Origin of the sequence: Variovorax sp. M-6 (assembly GCF_052114385.1) — a bacterium.
In the GTDB taxonomy this organism is placed as follows: Bacteria; Pseudomonadota; Gammaproteobacteria; order Burkholderiales; family Burkholderiaceae_C; genus Variovorax.
In genome coordinates this window covers 42,372-61,251 of sequence record NZ_JBFREQ010000027.1, presented here as the reverse complement: position 1 = coordinate 61,251, position 18,880 = coordinate 42,372, and the positions used below count along the sequence as shown (strand labels likewise).

Here is an 18,880-nt window from a genome sequence, read left to right as displayed (position 1 = left end):
ATCGCCTTCGCCGTGAATTGGTGTAGGAGATGGCGTACATCTCCTGCGCCGATCCGCTAGCCGGTGTTTCGCAATCCCGCCGCCACGCCGTTGATCGACATGTGGATGCCCTTCTGCAGCCGCTCGTCGACCTGGCCCGCGCGGTAGCGGCGCATCAGTTCGACCTGCAGGTGATGCAGCGGGTCGATGTAGGGAAAGCGATGCCGGATCGAGCGCTGCATGTCGGCATTGCCCTCCAGGCGCTGCTTCGCGCCGGTGATCAGCGTCAGCGCCTCGGAGGTGCGGTGCCATTCCGCTTCGATCATCGAGAACACCTTCTGCCGCAGCTTCTTCTCGGCCACCAGCTCCGAGTAGCGCGAGGCCAGCGCCAGGTCGCTCTTGGCCAGCACCATGTCCATGTTCGACAGCAGCGTGCGGAAAAAGGGCCATTGCGCGTACATGCGCTGCAGCAGCGCCTGGCGCTCCTTGCGCGCGGCCGGGTTGGCGGCCTGGGCGAGGAAGCGCTCGATGGCCGAGCCGAAGCCGTACCAGCCCGGCAGCGTCAGGCGGCACTGGCCCCAGCTGAAGCTCCAGGGCACGGCGCGCAGGTCCTCGATGCTGCGGCTCGGGTTGCGCGAGGCCGGGCGCGAACCGATGTTGAGCTCGGCGATCTCGCGGATCGGCGTGGCGCTGAAGAAGTAGTCGCCGAAGCCCGGCGTCTCGTAGACCAGTGCCCGGTAGGCCGCCATGCTGGCTGCGGACAACTCGGCCGCTGCGGCGACGAAGGTGGCGGGCGCCGCCTTGGCGGTCGGCAGCAGCGTGGCCTCGAGCGTCGCGGCCACCAGCGTCTCGAGGTTGCGCCGCCCGATCTCGCTGTTGGCGTACTTCGAGCCGATCACCTCGCCCTGCTCGGTCAGGCGGATCTGGCCGCGCACCGTGCCCGGTGGCTGCGCCAGGATCGCCTGGTAGCTCGGGCCGCCGCCGCGTCCCACCGTGCCGCCGCGGCCATGGAACATGCGAAGCCGGATCGCCACGCCACCATGGGCATTCAAGTCGTCGAACAGCGTCACCAGCGCCAGCCCGGCGCGGTACAGCTCCCAGTTGCTGGTGAAGATGCCGCCGTCCTTGTTGCTGTCGCTGTAGCCCAGCATCACGTCCTGCTCGGCGCCCGAGCGCTGGACCAGCGCATGGATGCCGGGCAGCGCATAGAAAGCGCGCACGATCGGCGCCGCGTTGCGCAAGTCCTCGATGGTCTCGAACAGCGGCACCACGATCAGGTCGCAGGTGGCGTTGTCGGCCAACGTGCCGCGCAGCAATCCCACTTCCTTCTGGAGCAGGAGCGCCTCCAACAGGTCGCTCACGGTCTCGGTGTGGCTGATGATGTAGTGGCGGATCGCCGCCGCGCCGAAGCGCGCGCGGGCGGTGCGTGCGGCCGCGAAGATCGCGAGTTCGCTCCTGGCGAGCGCCGAGTAGTCGGCGTCGGGCACGCGCAAGGGGCGCGCATCGTCGAGCAGGCGCAGCAGCAGCGCCTGCTTGTCCTCTTCCGCCAGCGCCGCATAGCCGGGCTCGATGCGCGCCGTGGCCAGCAGCTCCGCGACCACCGCCTCGTGCTTGTCGGAGCTCTGGCGCAGGTCGACGGTCGCGAGGTGGAAGCCGAACACCTCCACCGCGCGGATCAGAGGATGCAGGCGCGGGGCGGCGAGCACGGTGCCGTGCTTGTCGGCCAGCGACTCCTCGATGGTGTGCAGGTCGGCCAGGAACTCCTCGGCCGTGGCATACGGGTTCTGCGGCGCCACCGCATGGCGCGCGGCTTCGCCGCCGGTCAGCTCGCGCAGGGTGGCGGCCAGCCGCGAATAGATGCCGGTCAGCGCGCGGCGATAGGGCTCGTCGACCCGGTGCTCGTTCCTGTCGGGCGAGCGCTCGGCCAGCGCCTGCATCTCGACCGACACGTCCACCAGCGTGGCCGACAGCGACAGCTCGCCGCCCAGGTAGTGCACTTCGGTCAGGTAGTGGCGCAGCGCCAGTTCGCTCTGCCGGCGCAGTGCGTACTCCAGCGTGTCGGCGGTCACGTTGGGGTTGCCGTCGCGGTCGCCGCCGATCCATTGGCCCATGCGCAGGAAGGGGGCCACCGAGGGCACGCTGGCGCCTTGGGCCAGGGCCTTCTCGAGTTCGGCATAGACCCGCGGGATTTCGCGTAGGAAGGTCGCCTCGTAGTAGCTCAGTGCGTTCTCGATCTCGTCGGCCACCGTGAGCTTGGAAAAGCGCAGCAGCCGCGTCTGCCAGAGCTGGGTGACGCGCGTGCGCATCTGGCGCTCGTTGTCGGCGTACTCCAGCGGCGTCAGGGCATCCTTGGCCGCAGCGAAGGCGCGCTGCCGCAATGCGATCTCGTCGCGCGCGGCGAGCAGCTGCGCGATGGCGCGCTCGGCGTCCAGGATGCTCTTGCGCTGGACCTCGGTCGGGTGCGCGGTGAGCACCGGCGAGACGTAGCTGCGGGCCAGCGACTCGACCACCGCCTCGGGCTTGATGCCGGCCTTGCGGATGCGCGCCAGCGCGGTCTCCAGGCTGCCTTCGGCGCTCTCGCCGGCGCGTTCGGCCTCGGTGTGGCGGCGGATCTGGTGCCGGTCCTCGGCCAGGTTGGCCAGGTGGCTGAAATAGGTGAAGGCGCGAATCACGCTCACCGTCTCGGCCGCGCTCAGTCCCTTCAGCAGGTTCTTCAGCGCCCGGTCCGCCGCATGGTCGGCATCGCGCCGGAAGGCCACCGACAGGGTGCGGATCTTCTCCACCAGCGCGTAGCTGTCCTCCCCCTCCTGTTCGCGGATCACGTCGCCGAGGATGCGGCCCAGGAGCCGGATGTCGGCGACCAGGGGCAGGTCTTCGTCACGGGTCCGGCGCTTCGCGGCAACCGGTGCGGGGCTCGTCTTCATTCGAAACTTCTCCTCGTGGACAGGGGACATGCCGACGTTGCTGCGGCGCAACATGCTAGCATCCCACGGGTCTCTCTTTCATACGGAAAACGGTCTTGAGCAACATCGTGATCGCCACGCGCGAAAGCCGCCTGGCCATGTGGCAGGCCGAACACGTTCAGGCGCTGCTGCAAGAACAGGGCCATGCGGTGGAACTGCTCGGCATGACCACCCGCGGCGACCAGATCCTCGACCGCTCGCTCAGCAAGGTCGGCGGCAAGGGGCTGTTCGTCAAGGAACTCGAACTCGCGCTCGAGGAAGGGCGCGCCGACATCGCGGTGCATTCGCTCAAGGATGTGCCGATGGATCTGCCCGAGGGTTTCGCGCTGGCCTGCGTGCTCGAGCGCGAAGATCCGCGCGACGCGCTGGTGTCGCCGCGCCATGCCTCGCTGGCCGCCCTGCCGCAGGGTGCGGTGGTCGGCACCTCCAGCCTGCGCCGCGTCGTGCTGCTGCGCGCGCTGCGGCCCGATCTGCGCATCGAGCCCCTGCGCGGCAACCTCGACACCCGGCTGCGCAAGCTCGACGAGGGCCAGTACGACGCGATCGTGCTCGCCGCCGCCGGGCTCAAGCGGCTCGGTCTGGAGAGCCGCATCCGCGAGTGCTTCGAACCCGACACGATGCTGCCCGCCGCCGGGCAGGGCGCGCTGGGCATCGAGGTCCGGTCCGACCGCGCCGACCTGTTTACGCTGCTGGCGCCCCTGGCCAGCGGCGGCGACGGCCTCGCGACCGCGGCCGAACGGGCCGTCAGCCGCGCCCTCGGCGGCAGCTGCTCGATGCCGCTGGCCGCGCACGCGCGCTGGCAGGCCGACGGCCGCCTGCGCATTGACGCCGCCCTGGGCGATCCCGAAGGCGTGGCGCCGCTGGTGCGCGTGCATCGGGTGGCCGAGGCCGCCGACGCCGCGCAAGCGACGGCGCTGGGCGAAGCGGTGGCGCGCCTGCTCCAGACATGAGGCGTCGCCAGGCTTGCCCATGCTGTTGATCACACGGCCGGCCAGAGAGGCCGCGCGATGGGTGGACGACCTGCACGCGGCGGGGCTGGAGGCCGTGGCGCTGCCATTGATCGCGATCGAGCCGCTCGAAGATCCGGCGCCGCTTCACGCCGCCTGGCGGCGCCTTTCCGACTACCACGCGCTGATGTTCGTGAGCGCTGCCGCGGCCGAGCATTTCTTTCGCGGCATCGACCTTCGCCTGCCGACGCACCTGCGCTTCTGGGCCACCGGCCCGGGCACCGCCCGCGGCTTGCGCGAGGCCGGGGTGCCGGCATCGGCGATCGACGCACCACCGGCCGATGCGGCGCAGTTCGATTCCGAAAACCTGTGGGCTCTCGCCCGCGCGCAGGTGGGTCCGGGCGTGCGGATCCTGATCGTCCGGGGCGGTAACGCCGCGGGCCAAGCCACGGGGCGCGACTGGCTGGCCCGCGAAATCGCGGCCGCCGGCGGCGCCTGCGATGCCGTGGCGGCCTACCGGCGGCTGCCGCCGCCCTTCGGCGAGGCCGAGCGCAGGCTGGCCATCGACGGCGCCAGCGGTGCCGCGACCTGGCTCTTCAGCAGTTCGGAGGCGATCGGCAACCTGCGCCAGCTGATGCCTGGCGTCGGCTGGGGGGCGGCACGCGCGCTCGTCACGCACGATCGCATTGCCGATGCCGCGCGCGACGCGGGATTCGGCCGCGTCCAGGTCTCGCGGCCAACGCTTGCGGCGCTGATCGCGTCGATAGAATCCTTCGCATGAGCGACGCTCCCGTCTTCAACGAGCCCGTGCCGGAACCCGCGCTGCGCGCGCCGACCCCGACCCCTGTGCCGGCCGGCCATTCGGCCGCAGCGGCGCTGCTGGCGCGGCTGGCGTTCGGCCTGCTTGCGATCGTCGCGGTGGTCGCGTTGCTGATCGCGCTGGCACTCTGGCAGAAGGTCAGCGGCATGCAGGAGCAATTGGCCCGCCAGAGCGCCGATGCCCTGGCCCAGTCGCTGGAGGCCCGCACCCTGGCGCGCCAGGCGCAGGAAGTCGTGCGCGACACCGCAGCCCGTCTGGCGCTGGCCGAAACCCGGGTCGGCGAGGTCGCACTGCAACGCTCCCAGCTCGAAGAACTGATGCAGAGCCTTTCGCGTTCGCGCGACGAGAACCTGGTGATCGACATCGAGGCCGCCGTGCGGCTGGCGCTGCAGCAGGCGCAGGTCACCGGCAATGTGCAGCCGCTGCTGGCCGCGCTCAAGGCCGGCGATCTGCGTATTGCGCGCGCGGCGCAACCGCGCCTCGCGCCGCTGCAGCGCGCCATGCAGCACGACGCCGACCGCCTTCGCAGCAGCGCCAGCGTCGACAACAGCGATGCGCTGCAGAAGCTCGACGAACTCATGCGCGGCGTGGACGACCTGCCGGCGCTCAACGCCGTGGCGCTGCGTCGCGGCGGGTCGGACACCTTGCAGGCCGAACCGCTGCCGGCCGATGCGCCCTGGTGGCAGCGCTTCCTGGTGATGGTGCGCACCGAGGCCCGCTCGCTGCTGCGCGTCGGGCGCATCGAGCGGCCCGAGGCGGTGCTGCTGACCCCCGAGCAGACCTTCTTCCTGCGCGAGAACCTCAAGCTCAAGCTGCTCAATGCCCGCCTGGCCCTGCTGTCGAGGCAGGTAGACACGGCGCGCGGCGAGATGGCGACCGTCTCGGCGGCGATCAACCGTTATTTCGATCCGGCCTCGCGCCGGGTCCAGGCCGCGGCCACGCTGGTGCAGCAGGTGCAGGCTCAGATCCGCACCAGCGAGCCGCCGCGCGTCGACGAAACCCTGGCCGCGCTCGCCACGGCCGCCGCCGGGCGCTAGGACAGGCCCGGAAGCCATGCGCGCCGTCCTCTGGTTCCTCGCCCTGTTCGGCATCGCCGCCGCGGTGGCATTGTTCGCCGGCAACAACCAGGGCACGATCACCGTCTTCTGGCCGCCCTGGCGGGTCGACCTCTCGCTGAACCTGGTGCTGCTGCTGCTGTTCGCCGCGTTCGTGCTGCTGCACTTGGCGCTTCGCGGCCTCGCAGCGCTGTTTTCGCTGCCGAAGCAGGCGCGCCAGTGGCGGCTGCAGCAAAAGGAGCGCGCGCTGCATGTGGCCCTGCTCGATGCCGCTGCGCAACTGCTGGCCGGCCGTTTCTCGCGAGCGCGCAAGGCGGCACAGGCGGCGCTGGCGCAGGAGAGAAGGCTGGCCGCGCTCGATGCCCGCCTGCCGCAGGCCCTGCAAGTGCGGGTGCTGGCGCATCTGCTGGCGGCCGAGAGCGCGCAATCGCTGCAGGACCGCCCGGCACGCGACGCCCACCTGCAGCAGGCGCTCAACGAGAGTGCCGAGCGCGGCGTGCTGGTCACGCCCGAAACGCGCGAAGGCGTGCAGCTGCGTGCCGCCCGTTGGGCGCTCGACGATCGGGACGCGCCGGCGGCTTTGGCGCGGCTCGAGGAACTGCCGCAGGGCGCCCAGCGGCGCACGCTGGCACTGCGGCTGCGGCTGAAGGCGGCAAGGCAGGATCGGCGCACGCTCGAAGCCCTCGAGACCGCCCGTCTGCTGGCCAAGCACCGGGCTTTCTCGGATGCCGCGGCGCAGAGCATCGTGCGCGGGCTGGCCACCGAGCTGCTCTCGGGTGCCCACGACCCCGCCCAGTTGCTGCGCGCCTGGGGCGAACTCGAGACCTGGGAACGCGAGATGCCCGAGGTCGCGATCCATGCGGCCCAGCGCATGGTGGCGCTGCGCGGCGACCTCGCACTGGCGCGCGCCTGGCTGCTGCCGGCCTGGGCGCGCATGGTCGAGCATCCGCAGAGCCTGGGTGAATCCTTGCGCGTGAAGCTGGTCCAGGCGCTGGAAGCGGGTCTCGATTCGGTCGATGCCGACTGGCTGTCGCGGATCGAGTCGGCGCAGCGGAACAATCCGCGCGATGCCAATCTGCAGTACCTGGCGGGCATGGCCTGCATGAAGCGCCAGTTGTGGGGCAAGGCGCAACAGTTGCTCACACAGGCTGGCCTGGGGCTTCAGGATGCGAACCTGCATCGGCGGGCTTGGCAAGCGCTGGCGCAACTGGCCGAGGCGCGCGACGACGCCGACCAGGCTTCGGCCGCCTGGAAGCGCGCCGCGCAGTCGGAAAATCCGTAGGTTTGTACCGCTGCATGCGGCTTTGATGCTATTGAATTAATAGCACGAGAAGCGGAAGATTTGCCGCTGCGGACGGGGTTCGGTTCAGGAAATTCCCGGAAACGTGCGATTTCCCCGCCTGACCAGAAATAATTCCTCTGACTAAAGTTCTACGCCAAGAAAGGATTTGAGTCGCCCCCGCACCTGATGTACAGTTCGTAACTGTTTGCAAAAGTATTCATTTCAGGGTCACCATGCGGAGCTGCACTTGAAGCATTTTTTACTACATGCCGCGCTGCTGGTTTCGGCGGGCGTGCTGGTACAGGGCTGCGCGCCACTGGCGCCGGGCTTCCGTTCGGCCAGCAACGATGCCGAGCGAGCTGTGTCGCCGGCCGGTTTTTCGACGGCAGAGATCGATCCGCCGCCTGCGGGTGCGTTGACCGAGATCACACCTGTCTTGATCGGGGCGCATCGCGCCGCCACGCGCCAGACCAAGCTCGGCCCCGAAGTGATGGGTCTGCTGGGCCCGACGGAGCCCTACCGGATCGGTCCCGGCGATGTTGTGGGCATCGTGGTGTTCGACCATCCGGAGATGGTGTTCAGCTCGGTTCCCGCGACCACGGTGGCCGACCCCGCCAGCGTCTCTCCCGCACCCGGCTACATCGTCTCCAACACCGGCCAGTTGAGTTTCCCGTACATCGGGCCACTCAAGGTGGCGGGGATGACCATCCAGGAGATGGAGCAGGCGGTGGTGAAGCGCCTCGCGCGCGTCTTCAAGGACCCGCAGATCAGTGTCCGGGTCGAGGCCTTCCGCAGCAAGCGCGCCTACATGGACGGCGAGGTCCGTACACCCGGACTGATCCTGTTCACGGACATTCCGATGACCTTGGCGGAAGCGATCAACCGCGCGGGCGGCGTGACCCCGAACGGCGACCGTTCATCGATCGACCTGACGCGCGACGGCAAGACGATCCCCCTCGACATGTTGGCGATGGCCGATGCCGGGATCAATCCCAGCCGCCTCCCGCTGCGCCCGGGCGACATGATCTATGTGCGTGGCCGCGAAGAGCGCAAGGTCACAGTGATGGGTGAGGTGACCCAGCAGGGCGGGGTGCTGATGCGCAATGGCCGGCTGAGCCTGAACGACGCCCTGACCGAAGTGGGCGGCGTCAACCTGTCGACCGCCAATCCGCGCCAGATCTACGTGATCCGCAACGAAGCCCAGGGCCAGTCGATCTTCCATCTGGACGCCAGCACGCCCACCGCGATTGCGATGGCGAATGGCTTCGCGCTGAAGGCCAAGGACGTGGTGTATGTCGACCCGGTGCCGCTGGTGCAGTGGAACCGCGTGCTGAACCTGATCCTGCCGACCGCCACGACGGCGAGTTCGTACCAGACGCTCACCGTCACCGGCCGCTGACCGAGCCGACCGTGACCATCCGGAACATCCTCGTCGTGTGCATCGGAAACATCTGCCGCAGCCCGATGGCCGAAGGCTTGCTCGCCGCGGCCCTGCCGGACGCGCAAGTCGCATCCGCCGGCCTCGGCGCCCTGGTGGGTGAGCCCGCGGACGCCATTGCGTGCGAACTGATGCAGGAGCGCGGCATCCCCATCGAAGGCCACCGCGCGCGGCAGATCAGCCTCGATGCCTGCCAGCGCGCCGACCTGATCCTCGTGATGGACGGCCAGCAGCGCCGCGCGGTCGAGGAGCTCTATCTATTTGCCTCCGGCAAGGTATTTCGTCTCTGTGAGTTCAGCGATCAGGACGTGCCGGACCCCTACCGGGCCGGCCGCGCTTCTTTCGAGCGGTCGCTGACGCTCATCGAAGACGGCACCCAGCAATGGGTCAAACGCATTTCAAGAGTATCCAGCCGATGAATTCCTCTCTCACTCCCAAATCCAATCCAAGTTCCTTCGGCACGTCGGACGAGGAGGATTTCGACGTCGGGCACTACCTCGAGGTGCTCGTCGCGAACAAGTGGCTGATCGCCTTCGTGACCCTGGTCGTGTTCCTCGGCGGCGTGGTGTATGCGTTCCTCCAGCGGCCGGTCTACGAGTCCAACATGGTGATCCAGGTGGAGAGCCCGGACACCGGCAAGGGTGTCCTCAGCGACGTCGGCGGGCTGTTCGACGTCAAGACGCCGGGCAGCGCCGAAATGGAAATCATCCGCTCGCGCATGATCGCCGGCAAGGTCGTCGAGGCGATCAAGCTCGACGTCGTGGCCGGCCCGCGCTATGTGCCCTATATCGGCGGCTGGCTGGCGCGGCGGGCGAGCGGCCTGTCGGACCCGGGCTTCCTGGGCTTCGGCGGCTATGTGTCGGGCACGGAAAGGATCGACGTGGCCCAGTTCGATGTCCCGCAGGCGATGGAGGGGACATCCTTCGTGGTAACGGCCAAGGGCGACGGGCAGTACACGCTGTCGGCCTCCTCGCTGCCTGAGCCTCTGACCGGCACGGTTGGCACCCTCCTGAAGGCGCAGACCCCCGCCGGGCCGCTCGCGCTCAAGGTGAGCGCGCTGTACGGCAAACCGGGCGCCGAGTTCAACCTGATGCATCTGCCCAAGCTGCCGACCACCCTCGGGCTCCAGGCCGGCCTCCAGCTGAGCGAGCGGGGCAAGGCGTCCGGCATCATCAACGTCGCGCTGCAGGACATCGATCCCAACCGGGTGCAACGGGTGCTGAACGCCGTGGGCGAGCAGTACGTGCAGCAGAACGTCGAGCGCAAGGCGGCGGAAGCGCAGAAGACGCTGGCGTTCCTCGACGTCCAGCTGCCGCTGTTCAAGCGTCAGATGGAGGCCGCCGAAGAGGTCTACAACCGCTATCGCAACCAGAAGGGAACGGTGGCGTTCTCCGAAGAAGCGACCATGATCCTGGGCCAGGCCGTCGATCGCCAGACCAAGCTGCTGGAGGCCCAGCAGCGCCGGCGCGAACTCGAAGCGCGCTTCACCTCCAACCATCCGCTGGTCCAGACGCTGGACGCGCAGATTGCGGCGCTGAAGACCGACATCACCGCAATCCAGACGCGGATCAAGGGCTTGCCCGCGATCCAGCAGGAAGCGGTGCGCATGGAGCGCGATGTCAAGGTGAACACCGAGCTCTACCAGTCGCTGCTCAACAATGCGCTGCAGCTTCGCCTGGTGAAGGAAGGCAAGGTCGGCAACGTCCGCGTGCTCGATGAGGCCGTGCTGCCGATGTTCCCGATCAAGCCGAACCGGACGGTCATCATGGCTGCGGCCCTGGCCCTGGGCCTGTTCAGCGGCGTCTGCGCGGCCTTCCTGCGCAATGCGTTCGTGGAGCAGCGCATCCGCGATCCGCACGAGGTCGAGGCCGACATCGGCCTGCCTGTGTTCTCGACCATTCCGCTGAGTCCGGCCCAGGATGCCATCGCCAAGCGGCGCTTGAGCGGCGCCACCGGCGTGCGTCTGCTGACGATCGAAAAGACCGACGACCCCGCCGTCGAGAGCCTGCGCAGCCTGCGCACCGCGATGCAGTTCGCCATGCTGGAGTCGCCGAACAACCGCGTGCTGATTACCGGGCCCACGCCGGGCGTCGGCAAGAGCTTCGTGGCCGCCAACTTCGCCGCGCTGATGGCAGCCGCCGGCAAGCGGACCCTGTTGATCGATGCCGATCTGCGGCGCGGCCACACGCACCAGTATTTCGGCCTGCAGCGTCACGGCGGCCTGTCGGAATTGATCGCCGGCAGCTTGACGGTGCAGCAGACCGTCCACCGTCAGGTGGTGCCCAACCTGGACTTCCTGGCCACCGGGCAGTTGCCGCCGAATCCGGCCGAACTGCTGATCTCGGACTCGTTCAAGTCGAACCTCGAGCGCTTGTCCGACCAGTACGACCTGGTGGTCATCGACGCGCCGCCGGTGCTGGTCGCCGCCGACACGAGCACGGTGGCCACGCACGTGGGCACCGTGCTGCTGGTGGCACGCGCCGAACAGTCCACGATGGGTGAGCTGAAGGAAAGCACACGGCGTCTCGCGATGGGCGGCAAGGCGGCCACCGGCGTGCTGCTCAACGGCATGAACGTGCGCCGCAGGGGCTATGCGCCCTACAAGTATGGCCGCTACCGCTACACCAACTACAACTACGAGAGCATCCTGCCCGAAGAGCAGTAGCTGTTGCTCGCCCCCAGGTTGCCCGGCACTGCGTGTCCGGGCGCCCACCCCCTACCGGGGGCAACACCAGCGGCCCGGCAAAGCCGGTTCCGCGGTGTTTCGCGAACAAGGCCGGGCTTCGCCGGCCTTTCAGCTTTTCAGGCAGGACTGGAGGTCGCGTTCGAATTGCGCGAGGACGGCGTCGCGGTCGAAGTGGGCTTCGGCGAAGGCGCGGGCGCGCAGGCCGAGTTCCGCGCGCAAAGCAGGTTGGGAGGCGAGTTGGAGCACCGCATCGGCGAAGGCGCGGGCGTTGTCCGGGGGGACGGCCAGGCCGCACTGGGCGGCCACCTTGCCGAGCTCCGTTTCGGCTCTTGCGCCGGCGACCACCGGTCGGCCGCTGCTGAGCATGCCGGTGAGCTTGGAAGGCATCACGAGATCGGCGGCGTCCGCGCGCTGCGGCAGCAGGTGGATGTCGGCAAGGCCGAGCAGATCGCCCAGGCGGCCGACCGGCTGCAAGTCGAGGAAGCGCACGTTCGGGAGCTTCTCGCAGCGCCGCATCAGGTCGGCGCGCCCGGCGCCATTGCCGCAGAACACGAACTCGAGGTTGGGCTGGTGCTGCAGCATGCCGGCCATCTCGGCCAGCAGTTCCAGACCCTGCTTGGCGCCCGTGTTGCCCGAATAGAGTGCCACGACGGTCTCGGGCCGGATGCCCAGTTCCGCCCGATAGGGACTCGCCGCCCGCAGGGGCTGCACGGCCGACACGTCGGCCCAGTTCGGCAGCGAGATCAGCCGTTCATCCTCCGTGCCTTTGCGGCTCGCACGCTCCATCATGCGCGGGGAGATCGTCGAGATGCGGTCGAACCGCCGCATCAGGCCGCGCTCGACCGCGGCAGCGAACGATCGCACGCCGGCGCCCTTGAGCAGGCCGAGCTCGAAGGCGGCATCCACCTCGTAGTCCTGGATGTGCAGCCATGCCTTCGCCGAGCGCAGGCGCGCGAAAGCCAGCGCCGCCGGCGAACAGAACAGCGGCGGTTCGGTCACCCACACGACGTCGGGCTTCCAGCGCCACTGCGCGAGCAGCGCGGGAACACTCGAGAGCGCGAAGCTGGCCAGGTGAACCAGCCTCTTCAGTCCGGTCACCTTGCGCGGTACCCACAACGGCGCGCGGAACACGGTGGCGCCATGCCACTCCTCGCGGGCGTAGCGAGAGCCCTTGTAGCCGGGCCGGACCGCCCAATCCGGGTAGTAGGGCGGCGCCGTCACCACCCGCACCTCATGCCCCCTGGCCGCGAGCCAGGCAACCATCTCGCCTGTGTATTTGCCGATGCCGGTCAGTTCCGGCGCGAAATTGATTCCGTAGACAAGAAGCTTCATTGACCCTCGGGCAGCGTTCCGGCGCCGGTTCGGCGCGGTCTTGACGGTGTCGAGGCGACGCCTGACCCCGGCGTATGTTCGCCGATGATCCGGACCAGCGTTTCCGCGACCTGCCCGACCTGGAAACGATCCCGGAACGAACGCCGCGCCGCGACGCGCATGGCCGCCACCGCCGCCGGCGTCAGCGCCAGCCAGCGCTGCAGGGTGTCGATCGTGCCGGCCAGCGTGTCCGGGGCCACCAGGCCTGCGCCGTCCTGTTCGATCTCGCGCCAGATGTTCACCTTGTCGCTGATCAGCACGGGCTTGCCGCAGGCCAGCGCCTCCACCACAGCGATGCCGAAGTTCTCCTGGTGCGATGGGAGACAGAACACATCCGCCGCATGGAAGGCGCCCCATTTGAGGTCGCCCAGCAGCATCCCGGTCCAGGTGATGCGCGCCGAAATGCCGAGCTCCGCGGCACGGCTTGCGAGCCGCTGCACCAGGCCCTCGTCGCCGGGCCCGGCCATGACCAGTTGCAGTTCGGGCGCATCGGCCGCGACGCGGGCAAATGCGTCGATCAGGAGATCGCCGCCTTTCTTCTCGTGGACACGCCCGAGATAGAGCAGCGATCGCTTGCCCCGAAGCTCGGGAAAGCGGTTCAGGAAAACCTCGGTCAGTGCCGCCGCGTCCGCAGGCGGCTCGGAGGTGCCGTACGAGCCGACGACTTCCCGGGCACGGTAGAGCCAGAAGGATTGGCGCGCCAGAAGGCGTTCTTCCTCGCAGGTGAAGATCACTGCAGCGGCGTCGCGCAGCACGCGGTACTCGGCCCAGGGCCAGTACAGCCACTTCTTCAGGTGCTTGAGCGGATAGCGCCGCTTGAACCACGGGTCGAGCATCCCGTGGGTGTAGACGAAATAGGGCGTGGTCGACGAATGCAGCGCACGCCAGGCGGCGAAGCCGGCGTATTGCCAAAGACCATTCACGATCACCGCGTCATAGCGGGCTGCATGCTCGCGCAGCCACGCCACGGCGTTCGCGTTGTACATGTAGCTGGTGCGCGACGGTCCCACGGCGTGAAGCGGCACCGGACACTCGCGAACCCAGGCCGACGCCGGATCGTCCAGCGACAGCAACTCGCTCTCGTGGCCGAGTGCGACGAGGGCTTCGTGGATCCGAAGCACGCCTTCGATCGGTCCGCCTCCGCGAGGATCGACCGAGGAAATCAGATGTAGCAGTCTCACGCCGATGGATTGCGAGGGGGAAAGAACTCGACCGTGGGATGCCGGAATACGAGCAGGCCGAAAGCCAGCATGATGCCCAGCAGCCCGTGGGCGGACAGTTGGCCGATGGCCGACCAGGTGAGGATGGCGAGCGACACGACCATCCACAGCAGGATCGGATAGACCGAATGCAGGCGGAAGGACAGCTTCAAGCTCTTGCTGACGCCCGCGACGACGACCGCCACCTTGAACGCGGTGAACACGTAGCCGATCAGGCCGCCTTCGAGCAGGATCCGGCTGGCCTCGACTTCGGCCAGCGCGAAGTCGCCGGTGCTGCCGGTGCGCGCAAAGGTCGCGAGGTTCGAGCCCAGGCCGATGCCGGAGCCCAGCCAGGTGAACTGGTCGTATGCAACGGATTGGCCGATGAAGATCATCAGCACGCGGCCCCAGAAGCCCTCGACCTCGGAGGCCTCCTGGAAACGCTGCTCGGTGATCTCGATCGCACCGCGGAAGGCATAGAGCAGCACCGCGAGCAGCAAGAGTCCTGCAACGACGCCCACGGCGGCCCGGACCTTGGCCTTGCCGCGCGCCAGCCAGAGCCGGCCGACGAAGTAGCCCGCGACCATCAGGCCGGACAGGGTGACGGCGGTGCGCGAGCCGCTCACCATGCTCGAGACGATGAAGGCGCCGAACAGTGCCATTGCGAACAGGTTCTGCCGCCCGTTCCGCTTGCGCGCCGCGGCATACGCGAACACCAGCGGCGTCATGAGCGCCAGGTAGGTGGTGTAGCCGGCCGTGAAACTGAAAGTGCCGGTGGTCCGGACGACATCGGCGATCACCAGGAAGACGCCGGTCTCGTCGCCATCGACCTGGCTGTTGATGCGCGCGCCCGGCGGCGAGAAATGCTGCAGCACGACCAGCGGCGTCATCAGCAGCAAGGTCCAGGCGGCCACCCGCATCGCGGCCCGATAGTCGGCTTCGTTCATCGCGGCGGCAGCCGCCACGCCGAACCATATGTACAACAGCCAGAAGCGCAGCCCGATCAGCAGCACGGTGGGCGAACTCGCGCCGGCGACCAGCTGCATCAGGCCCCAGGCAACGACCAGGCAGGACCACACCAGCAAAGCCTGGGTGATGCCCTTCTGGCGCTGCAGCGCGCCATTTCGAAGGGCATAGGCGATCACGTAGATCGCGAGCACGTCGCGCATCAGGAGCATCGGCAGCGTGGCCGCCGAGCTCACCCATTTCCGCACGGCGCCTTCCAGCACGATGATCAGGAACACCGCGATGAAGGCCTTGCCGGCACGGGTCAGCGTCGACCTTCGTGCCGGTGCATGGGTATGGGTATGGGAAGCAACCGTACTCATTGAACAAATTCCTCGAACAACTCGCCGGCGCGGCTTCGATAGCTGGCCCACGAGAATGCTTCTCCGGACTGCCGCGCGATCGCCCGCGCGGACTGCAACTGCTCCGGCCTGCGAGCCAGTTGCCGCAGCAGCGCATGCAGCGGTTCCACTTCCGGCTCAACGATCCAGCCGCTGCCTGGAAAAGCCTCGATCATCGCCTTGGCGCCGGTATTCGTCGAGACCACGGCAGGCGTTCCGCAAGCCATCGCCTCGGCGACCACCATGCCGAACGAATCGAAGCGCGAGGGCAGCAGCAGGCAGTCGGCACGCGCGAGGATCGAGAACAACTTGCCCTGCGGCACGCTGGGCGTGTGGCGCGTGTTGGGCGTGGCAAGCACGGCGCGCAGCAACGCGTCGTCGGCGACGCCGCCGACGAACTCCAGCTCGTAGGCGATGCCCTCGGCATGCAGCCGGCGAAAGGCGGCAACGATGCTGTCGATCGACTTCAGCCGGCTCAGCGCGCCGGCGAAGACGAAGCGCGGCGGACCGCCGTGGGCCTGCCAGGCCGGCACGTCGGGCGGCAACTCGGCACCGAGCATCATGGGCCGGATCTTGTCTTCCGGCACGCCGTTGGCCGTGTAGCTTTCCGCCGCCAGCGGAGAGCATGTCAGGATCAGGTCGGCCAACCGGACCTCCTCGTCCTTGCGGCGATTGATCTCGGGCGTGTAAGGCGTATCGCTCGCGCCCAGCAGCCGGGCGGCGGTCCGGTGGTGGAAGGCGGCGGCGTCCAGCACGCAGCGCGCACCGACCGACTTGGCGGCCTGGAACGTGTGGTAGGCCGCGTTTTCGTAGGCGACGACGACTTTGGGCCTGAACTGGCGTATCTGCTGCGCGGCCCAGTGGTCGAACCAGTGGAAAACGCGGTGCACGATGTCCGAACCCGGAACGCCGAGCCTGACGATCGAGCCCGACATCCTCAGGGCCAGTTGGAAGCGGGCCGGATGACGTCGCAGCGAGCGGGGAATCTCGACCTTGCGGACCTTGTCGCGGTAGCCGGCGGGCAGCCACCACGGCGGCGCTTCGCCGTCCGCCACGACCGGCACGCCGGACCAGAAAGACTGCAGCAGCGAACGCTCGTGCAGCGCGAGGGCGAGCTGATGCGAGTGCTGCAGCCCGGGATGCGTGACCAGCACCATGGTCATGGCCGCGGCTCGAGGCCGTGCATGGGCGGATTCGACGGACTCGCCGGATCCGCGCGGCGGCCGATCCAGGCCTCGAACGGCGGCAGCAGGGCCACCGGGTCGTAGCAGAGGTCGGCGGGGCGCGCGTTCAAGCGAACCACGGCCGGGTTGCCGGTGGCCACCGCCAGCGGCGGCACATCCTTCGCAACCACTGCGCCCGCGCCCACGACCGCGCCGTAGCCGATCGTGACACCCGGCAGGATGGTCGCGCCGACGGCGATCCAGGCGTAGTCCTCGATGCGCACGGGCTTCCTGAAGGATCGCCAGCCCGGATCTCCGACATGGTGACTCGCCGTGAGAATGCTGACCCGGTCGTTGATCACGACGCGCGAGCCGATGTGGACCTGATCGAGCGCGACGATCTCCGAAGACCCCGAGATGAAGCTGTGTTCGCCGACGCTCAGGTTGGCGGCCGTGCCCTTGAGTTCGAAGCGGTCGAGGATCGACAGTTCGCCCACCTGCGCCCCGCGCACGCGGAAGCTGCGCCTCGCCAGGATGATCTTGAGCAGCGCGCGGAAATGCAGCGCCCGCTTGGCCCAAACGACGAACCAGCGCCGGGACCCCGGTGCCGGCCGTTCGCGTGACGTCCACAGGTAGCGGATGTCGCTCATCTGCGAGCCTCGCCGCTCATGGTCCTCAAGGCGGCAACATGGGCTTCCACGCAATGCGGTTCATACCACCTGCGCGCCTGGCGGCCGACGGCGCGCGCGTCGATGTTCTCGAGCGCCTCGAAACCGGCCACGTAGTTGACGTTGGCGACCAGTCCATCGTGCGGCCGGTCGTCGTTCCAGAGCAGGATCGGGCAGACGCCGTGGGCGCTGTAGGCGGCAAGCACGCCGCTCTTGGACGCGTAGTCGATGGGATAGGAGAGGGCGCCGTAGCTGGCGCCGGAGAGGGCCTGGCTGACCTCCTGCGCCGCCAGTTTCCCGTGCACCACAGCGTTCTCCCGGACCAGCCGCTGCGCCAGCGAAGCGTCCTGCAACGGCGGACCGATGTCGTGGATGACCAGGCCCTTGCGTCGTGCACGGTCGAACACTTCGCCGCCGGCCCATTGGTAGACGTTGGCGCGCACCCCGGGGCTGCCGAAGACGACCAGGTGCGGCGCCCTGTCGGTGTCGATCGAAGCCGGCTCTCCCACATTCGAAATAACGGGTAGCACGCGGTGCGGCATGGTGTCGCGCCGAGCCAGCAGCCAGCGACCGGACTCCTCCCGGTTGGTCAACCAGAAATCCGAAAGATCGAGCAGTTCCCTGGCGATCCGCTTTTGCCAGGCGCCGAGCCAGAACGCGGAGCCCCAGGGCGGGCTGGAAGCGAACAGCTCATGGAACACCACGCCGAATGCCCGGAAGCGCGTGCGCAGGCTGCGCATATGCTCGACCAGCCAGAGCGGCACGCCGCGTTTCTGGAAGCCGTAGCCGCTGAAGTGCAGCAGCAGGCAGTCGCCCGAAAGCGACGAGACGTCGGTCATCCGGGTCATTTCCAGGGGCGGGGACTGGAGCGCGTTCCCGATCACGGTCGCATAGTCCCGAACGCCGCCGGAGCCCGGCGGAACGAGGGAAAGGAAGGAAGCGCGCATGGTTGGAACGGCCCGTACGGCGCTCTTCAAGCAACCGGCATTTCGCTGCAGAATTCTTCGTAGGCGTTGGCAATACCGTCACGCAACGCCACATCCGGTTTCCATCCGAGCTGGCGGATCCGCGAAATGTCGAGCAGCTTGCGCGGCGCGCCATCGGGCTTGCTGGTGTCGTAGCGGATGCTGCCCCGGTAGCCCACCACCTCGCTCACCAGTTGCGCGAGTTCGGCGATCGACAGGTCCTCGCCGGTGCCCACATTGATGTGGCTGGCCATCACGTCGGTATGCGCCGCGTAGACCTCCCGCGGCAGGTCCATCACGTGGACGCAGGCGCGCGCCATGTCGTCGACGTAGAGGAATTCGCGCTTGGGCGAGCCGGTGCCCCAGATGACGACCGCCGGCGCATCGCTGGCCTTCGCCTCATGGAAGCGCCGGATCATCGCCGGCAGCACATGGCTGTTCTCGGGGTGGTAGTTGTCGCCCGGGCCATAGAGGTTGGTCGGCATCACGCTGCGGAAGTCGCAGCCGTACTGGCGGTTGTAGCTCTCGCACAGCTTGATGCCGGCGATCTTGGCGACCGCATAGGGCTCGTTGGTCGGTTCCAGCTTGCCGGTCAGGAGCGCGTCCTCCGACATGGGCTGTTGCGCGAGGCGCGGGTAGATGCAGCTCGACCCGAGGAACAGCAGCTTGCCGACGCCGGTGCGCCAGGATTCGTGGATCAGATTGGCCTCGACCATCAGGTTCGAGTAGATGAATTCGGCCGGAAAGCTGTTGTTGGCATGGATGCCGCCAACCTTCGCGGCGGCGACGTACACCTCCTGGGGCCTCTCTTCGGCGAAGAAGGCCCGCACCTGCGCCTGGTCCGTCAGATCGAGTTCCGAACGGCTCCTGGCGATGATGTGGGTATAGCCCTGCGCTTCCAGGCAACGCACGATGGCGCTTCCAACCATGCCGCGATGGCCGGCGACGAAAATCCGCTTCTGCAACTCGTTCATTGAAATAAGGCCTTGTCGCCGGTT

Annotated in this window: 15 protein-coding genes; 7 read left to right on the top strand and 8 right to left on the bottom strand. The window is 68.2% G+C overall.

Features of this window, described 5'->3' with window-relative positions; genetic code table 11:
• Positions 1 to 56 precede the first annotated feature (56 nt).
• Positions 57 to 2,903, bottom strand: a complete 2,847-nt coding sequence (gene ppc, locus AB4Z46_RS25970; RefSeq protein WP_442286431.1) for a phosphoenolpyruvate carboxylase — start codon at positions 2,901 to 2,903, stop codon at positions 57 to 59.
• Positions 2,904 to 2,998: 95 nt separating this feature from the next.
• Here ppc and hemC point away from each other — a divergent pair, with 95 nt between their 5' ends.
• The 7 genes from hemC to AB4Z46_RS25935 all read left to right on the top strand — a co-directional run bounded on the left by hemC (position 2,999) and on the right by AB4Z46_RS25935 (position 11,149).
• Positions 2,999 to 3,892 carry a hydroxymethylbilane synthase gene (gene hemC / locus AB4Z46_RS25965; protein ID WP_442286430.1) on the top strand — a complete coding sequence of 298 codons (894 nt, stop codon included), beginning with the start codon at positions 2,999 to 3,001 and terminating at the stop codon, positions 3,890 to 3,892.
• A gap of 19 nt (positions 3,893 to 3,911) precedes the next feature.
• Entirely contained in the window at positions 3,912 to 4,670 is a 759-nt protein-coding gene (locus AB4Z46_RS25960; protein ID WP_442286429.1) for a uroporphyrinogen-III synthase, read from the top strand.
• Positions 4,667 to 5,746, top strand: coding sequence for a uroporphyrinogen-III C-methyltransferase (locus tag AB4Z46_RS25955; RefSeq protein ID WP_442286428.1), 1,080 nt, complete (start codon positions 4,667 to 4,669; stop codon positions 5,744 to 5,746). Before AB4Z46_RS25960 ends, AB4Z46_RS25955 begins: the two co-directional genes overlap by 4 nt.
• A gap of 16 nt (positions 5,747 to 5,762) precedes the next feature.
• Positions 5,763 to 7,046 (top strand): heme biosynthesis protein HemY, encoded by a 1,284-nt coding sequence (locus AB4Z46_RS25950; protein ID WP_442286427.1) that lies wholly within the window; start codon positions 5,763 to 5,765, stop codon positions 7,044 to 7,046.
• 247 nt (positions 7,047 to 7,293) lie between these two features.
• A complete protein-coding gene (locus AB4Z46_RS25945) occupies positions 7,294 to 8,445 on the top strand; it encodes a polysaccharide biosynthesis/export family protein (RefSeq protein WP_442286426.1) in 1,152 nt (383 codons plus the stop codon).
• Positions 8,446 to 8,462: 17 nt separating this feature from the next.
• A complete protein-coding gene (locus AB4Z46_RS25940) occupies positions 8,463 to 8,903 on the top strand; it encodes a low molecular weight protein-tyrosine-phosphatase (protein ID WP_442286457.1) in 441 nt (146 codons plus the stop codon).
• A complete protein-coding gene (locus AB4Z46_RS25935; protein ID WP_442286425.1) occupies positions 8,900 to 11,149 on the top strand; it encodes a polysaccharide biosynthesis tyrosine autokinase in 2,250 nt (749 codons plus the stop codon). Before AB4Z46_RS25940 ends, AB4Z46_RS25935 begins: the two co-directional genes overlap by 4 nt.
• 129 nt (positions 11,150 to 11,278) lie before the next feature.
• Here AB4Z46_RS25935 and AB4Z46_RS25930 read toward each other — a convergent pair whose 3' ends face one another.
• From AB4Z46_RS25930 to fcl, 7 genes are read right to left on the bottom strand one after another with little or no spacing between them, the layout of a single operon-like run.
• Positions 11,279 to 12,502, bottom strand: coding sequence for a glycosyltransferase WbuB (locus AB4Z46_RS25930; protein ID WP_442286424.1), 1,224 nt, complete (start codon positions 12,500 to 12,502; stop codon positions 11,279 to 11,281).
• Entirely contained in the window at positions 12,499 to 13,722 is a 1,224-nt protein-coding gene (locus AB4Z46_RS25925) for a glycosyltransferase (RefSeq protein ID WP_442286423.1), read from the bottom strand. Before AB4Z46_RS25925 ends, AB4Z46_RS25930 begins: the two co-directional genes overlap by 4 nt.
• Positions 13,719 to 15,068 carry a hypothetical protein gene (locus AB4Z46_RS25920; protein ID WP_442286422.1) on the bottom strand — a complete coding sequence of 450 codons (1,350 nt, stop codon included), beginning with the start codon at positions 15,066 to 15,068 and terminating at the stop codon, positions 13,719 to 13,721. Before AB4Z46_RS25920 ends, AB4Z46_RS25925 begins: the two co-directional genes overlap by 4 nt.
• A complete protein-coding gene (locus AB4Z46_RS25915) occupies positions 15,065 to 16,249 on the bottom strand; it encodes a glycosyltransferase (RefSeq protein WP_442286421.1) in 1,185 nt (394 codons plus the stop codon). The genes AB4Z46_RS25920 and AB4Z46_RS25915 overlap by 4 nt, the downstream gene beginning before the upstream one ends.
• On the bottom strand, positions 16,246 to 16,899 hold the full coding sequence (locus AB4Z46_RS25910; RefSeq protein ID WP_442286420.1) for an acyltransferase: 654 nt from the start codon (positions 16,897 to 16,899) through the stop codon (positions 16,246 to 16,248). The genes AB4Z46_RS25915 and AB4Z46_RS25910 overlap by 4 nt, the downstream gene beginning before the upstream one ends.
• Positions 16,896 to 17,864, bottom strand: coding sequence for a hypothetical protein (locus AB4Z46_RS25905; RefSeq protein WP_442286419.1), 969 nt, complete (start codon positions 17,862 to 17,864; stop codon positions 16,896 to 16,898). The genes AB4Z46_RS25910 and AB4Z46_RS25905 overlap by 4 nt, the downstream gene beginning before the upstream one ends.
• A gap of 26 nt (positions 17,865 to 17,890) precedes the next feature.
• Positions 17,891 to 18,856 (bottom strand): GDP-L-fucose synthase, encoded by a 966-nt coding sequence (fcl, locus tag AB4Z46_RS25900; RefSeq protein ID WP_442286418.1) that lies wholly within the window; start codon positions 18,854 to 18,856, stop codon positions 17,891 to 17,893.
• Positions 18,857 to 18,880: the final 24 nt, after the last annotated feature.

Coding starts and splice junctions, on each gene's coding strand:
- AB4Z46_RS25930 (WP_442286424.1), bottom strand. CDS start 12,502: ATGAAGCTTCTTGTCTACGGAATCAATTTCGCGCCGGAACTGACCGGC.
- AB4Z46_RS25960 (WP_442286429.1), top strand. CDS start 3,912: ATGCTGTTGATCACACGGCCGGCCAGAGAGGCCGCGCGATGGGTGGAC.
- AB4Z46_RS25955 (WP_442286428.1), top strand. CDS start 4,667: ATGAGCGACGCTCCCGTCTTCAACGAGCCCGTGCCGGAACCCGCGCTG.
- AB4Z46_RS25910 (WP_442286420.1), bottom strand. CDS start 16,899: ATGAGCGACATCCGCTACCTGTGGACGTCACGCGAACGGCCGGCACCG.
- AB4Z46_RS25935 (WP_442286425.1), top strand. CDS start 8,900: ATGAATTCCTCTCTCACTCCCAAATCCAATCCAAGTTCCTTCGGCACG.
- ppc (WP_442286431.1), bottom strand. CDS start 2,903: ATGAAGACGAGCCCCGCACCGGTTGCCGCGAAGCGCCGGACCCGTGAC.
- fcl (WP_442286418.1), bottom strand. CDS start 18,856: ATGAACGAGTTGCAGAAGCGGATTTTCGTCGCCGGCCATCGCGGCATG.
- AB4Z46_RS25920 (WP_442286422.1), bottom strand. CDS start 15,068: ATGAGTACGGTTGCTTCCCATACCCATACCCATGCACCGGCACGAAGG.
- AB4Z46_RS25950 (WP_442286427.1), top strand. CDS start 5,763: ATGCGCGCCGTCCTCTGGTTCCTCGCCCTGTTCGGCATCGCCGCCGCG.
- AB4Z46_RS25915 (WP_442286421.1), bottom strand. CDS start 16,249: ATGACCATGGTGCTGGTCACGCATCCCGGGCTGCAGCACTCGCATCAG.
- AB4Z46_RS25905 (WP_442286419.1), bottom strand. CDS start 17,864: ATGCGCGCTTCCTTCCTTTCCCTCGTTCCGCCGGGCTCCGGCGGCGTT.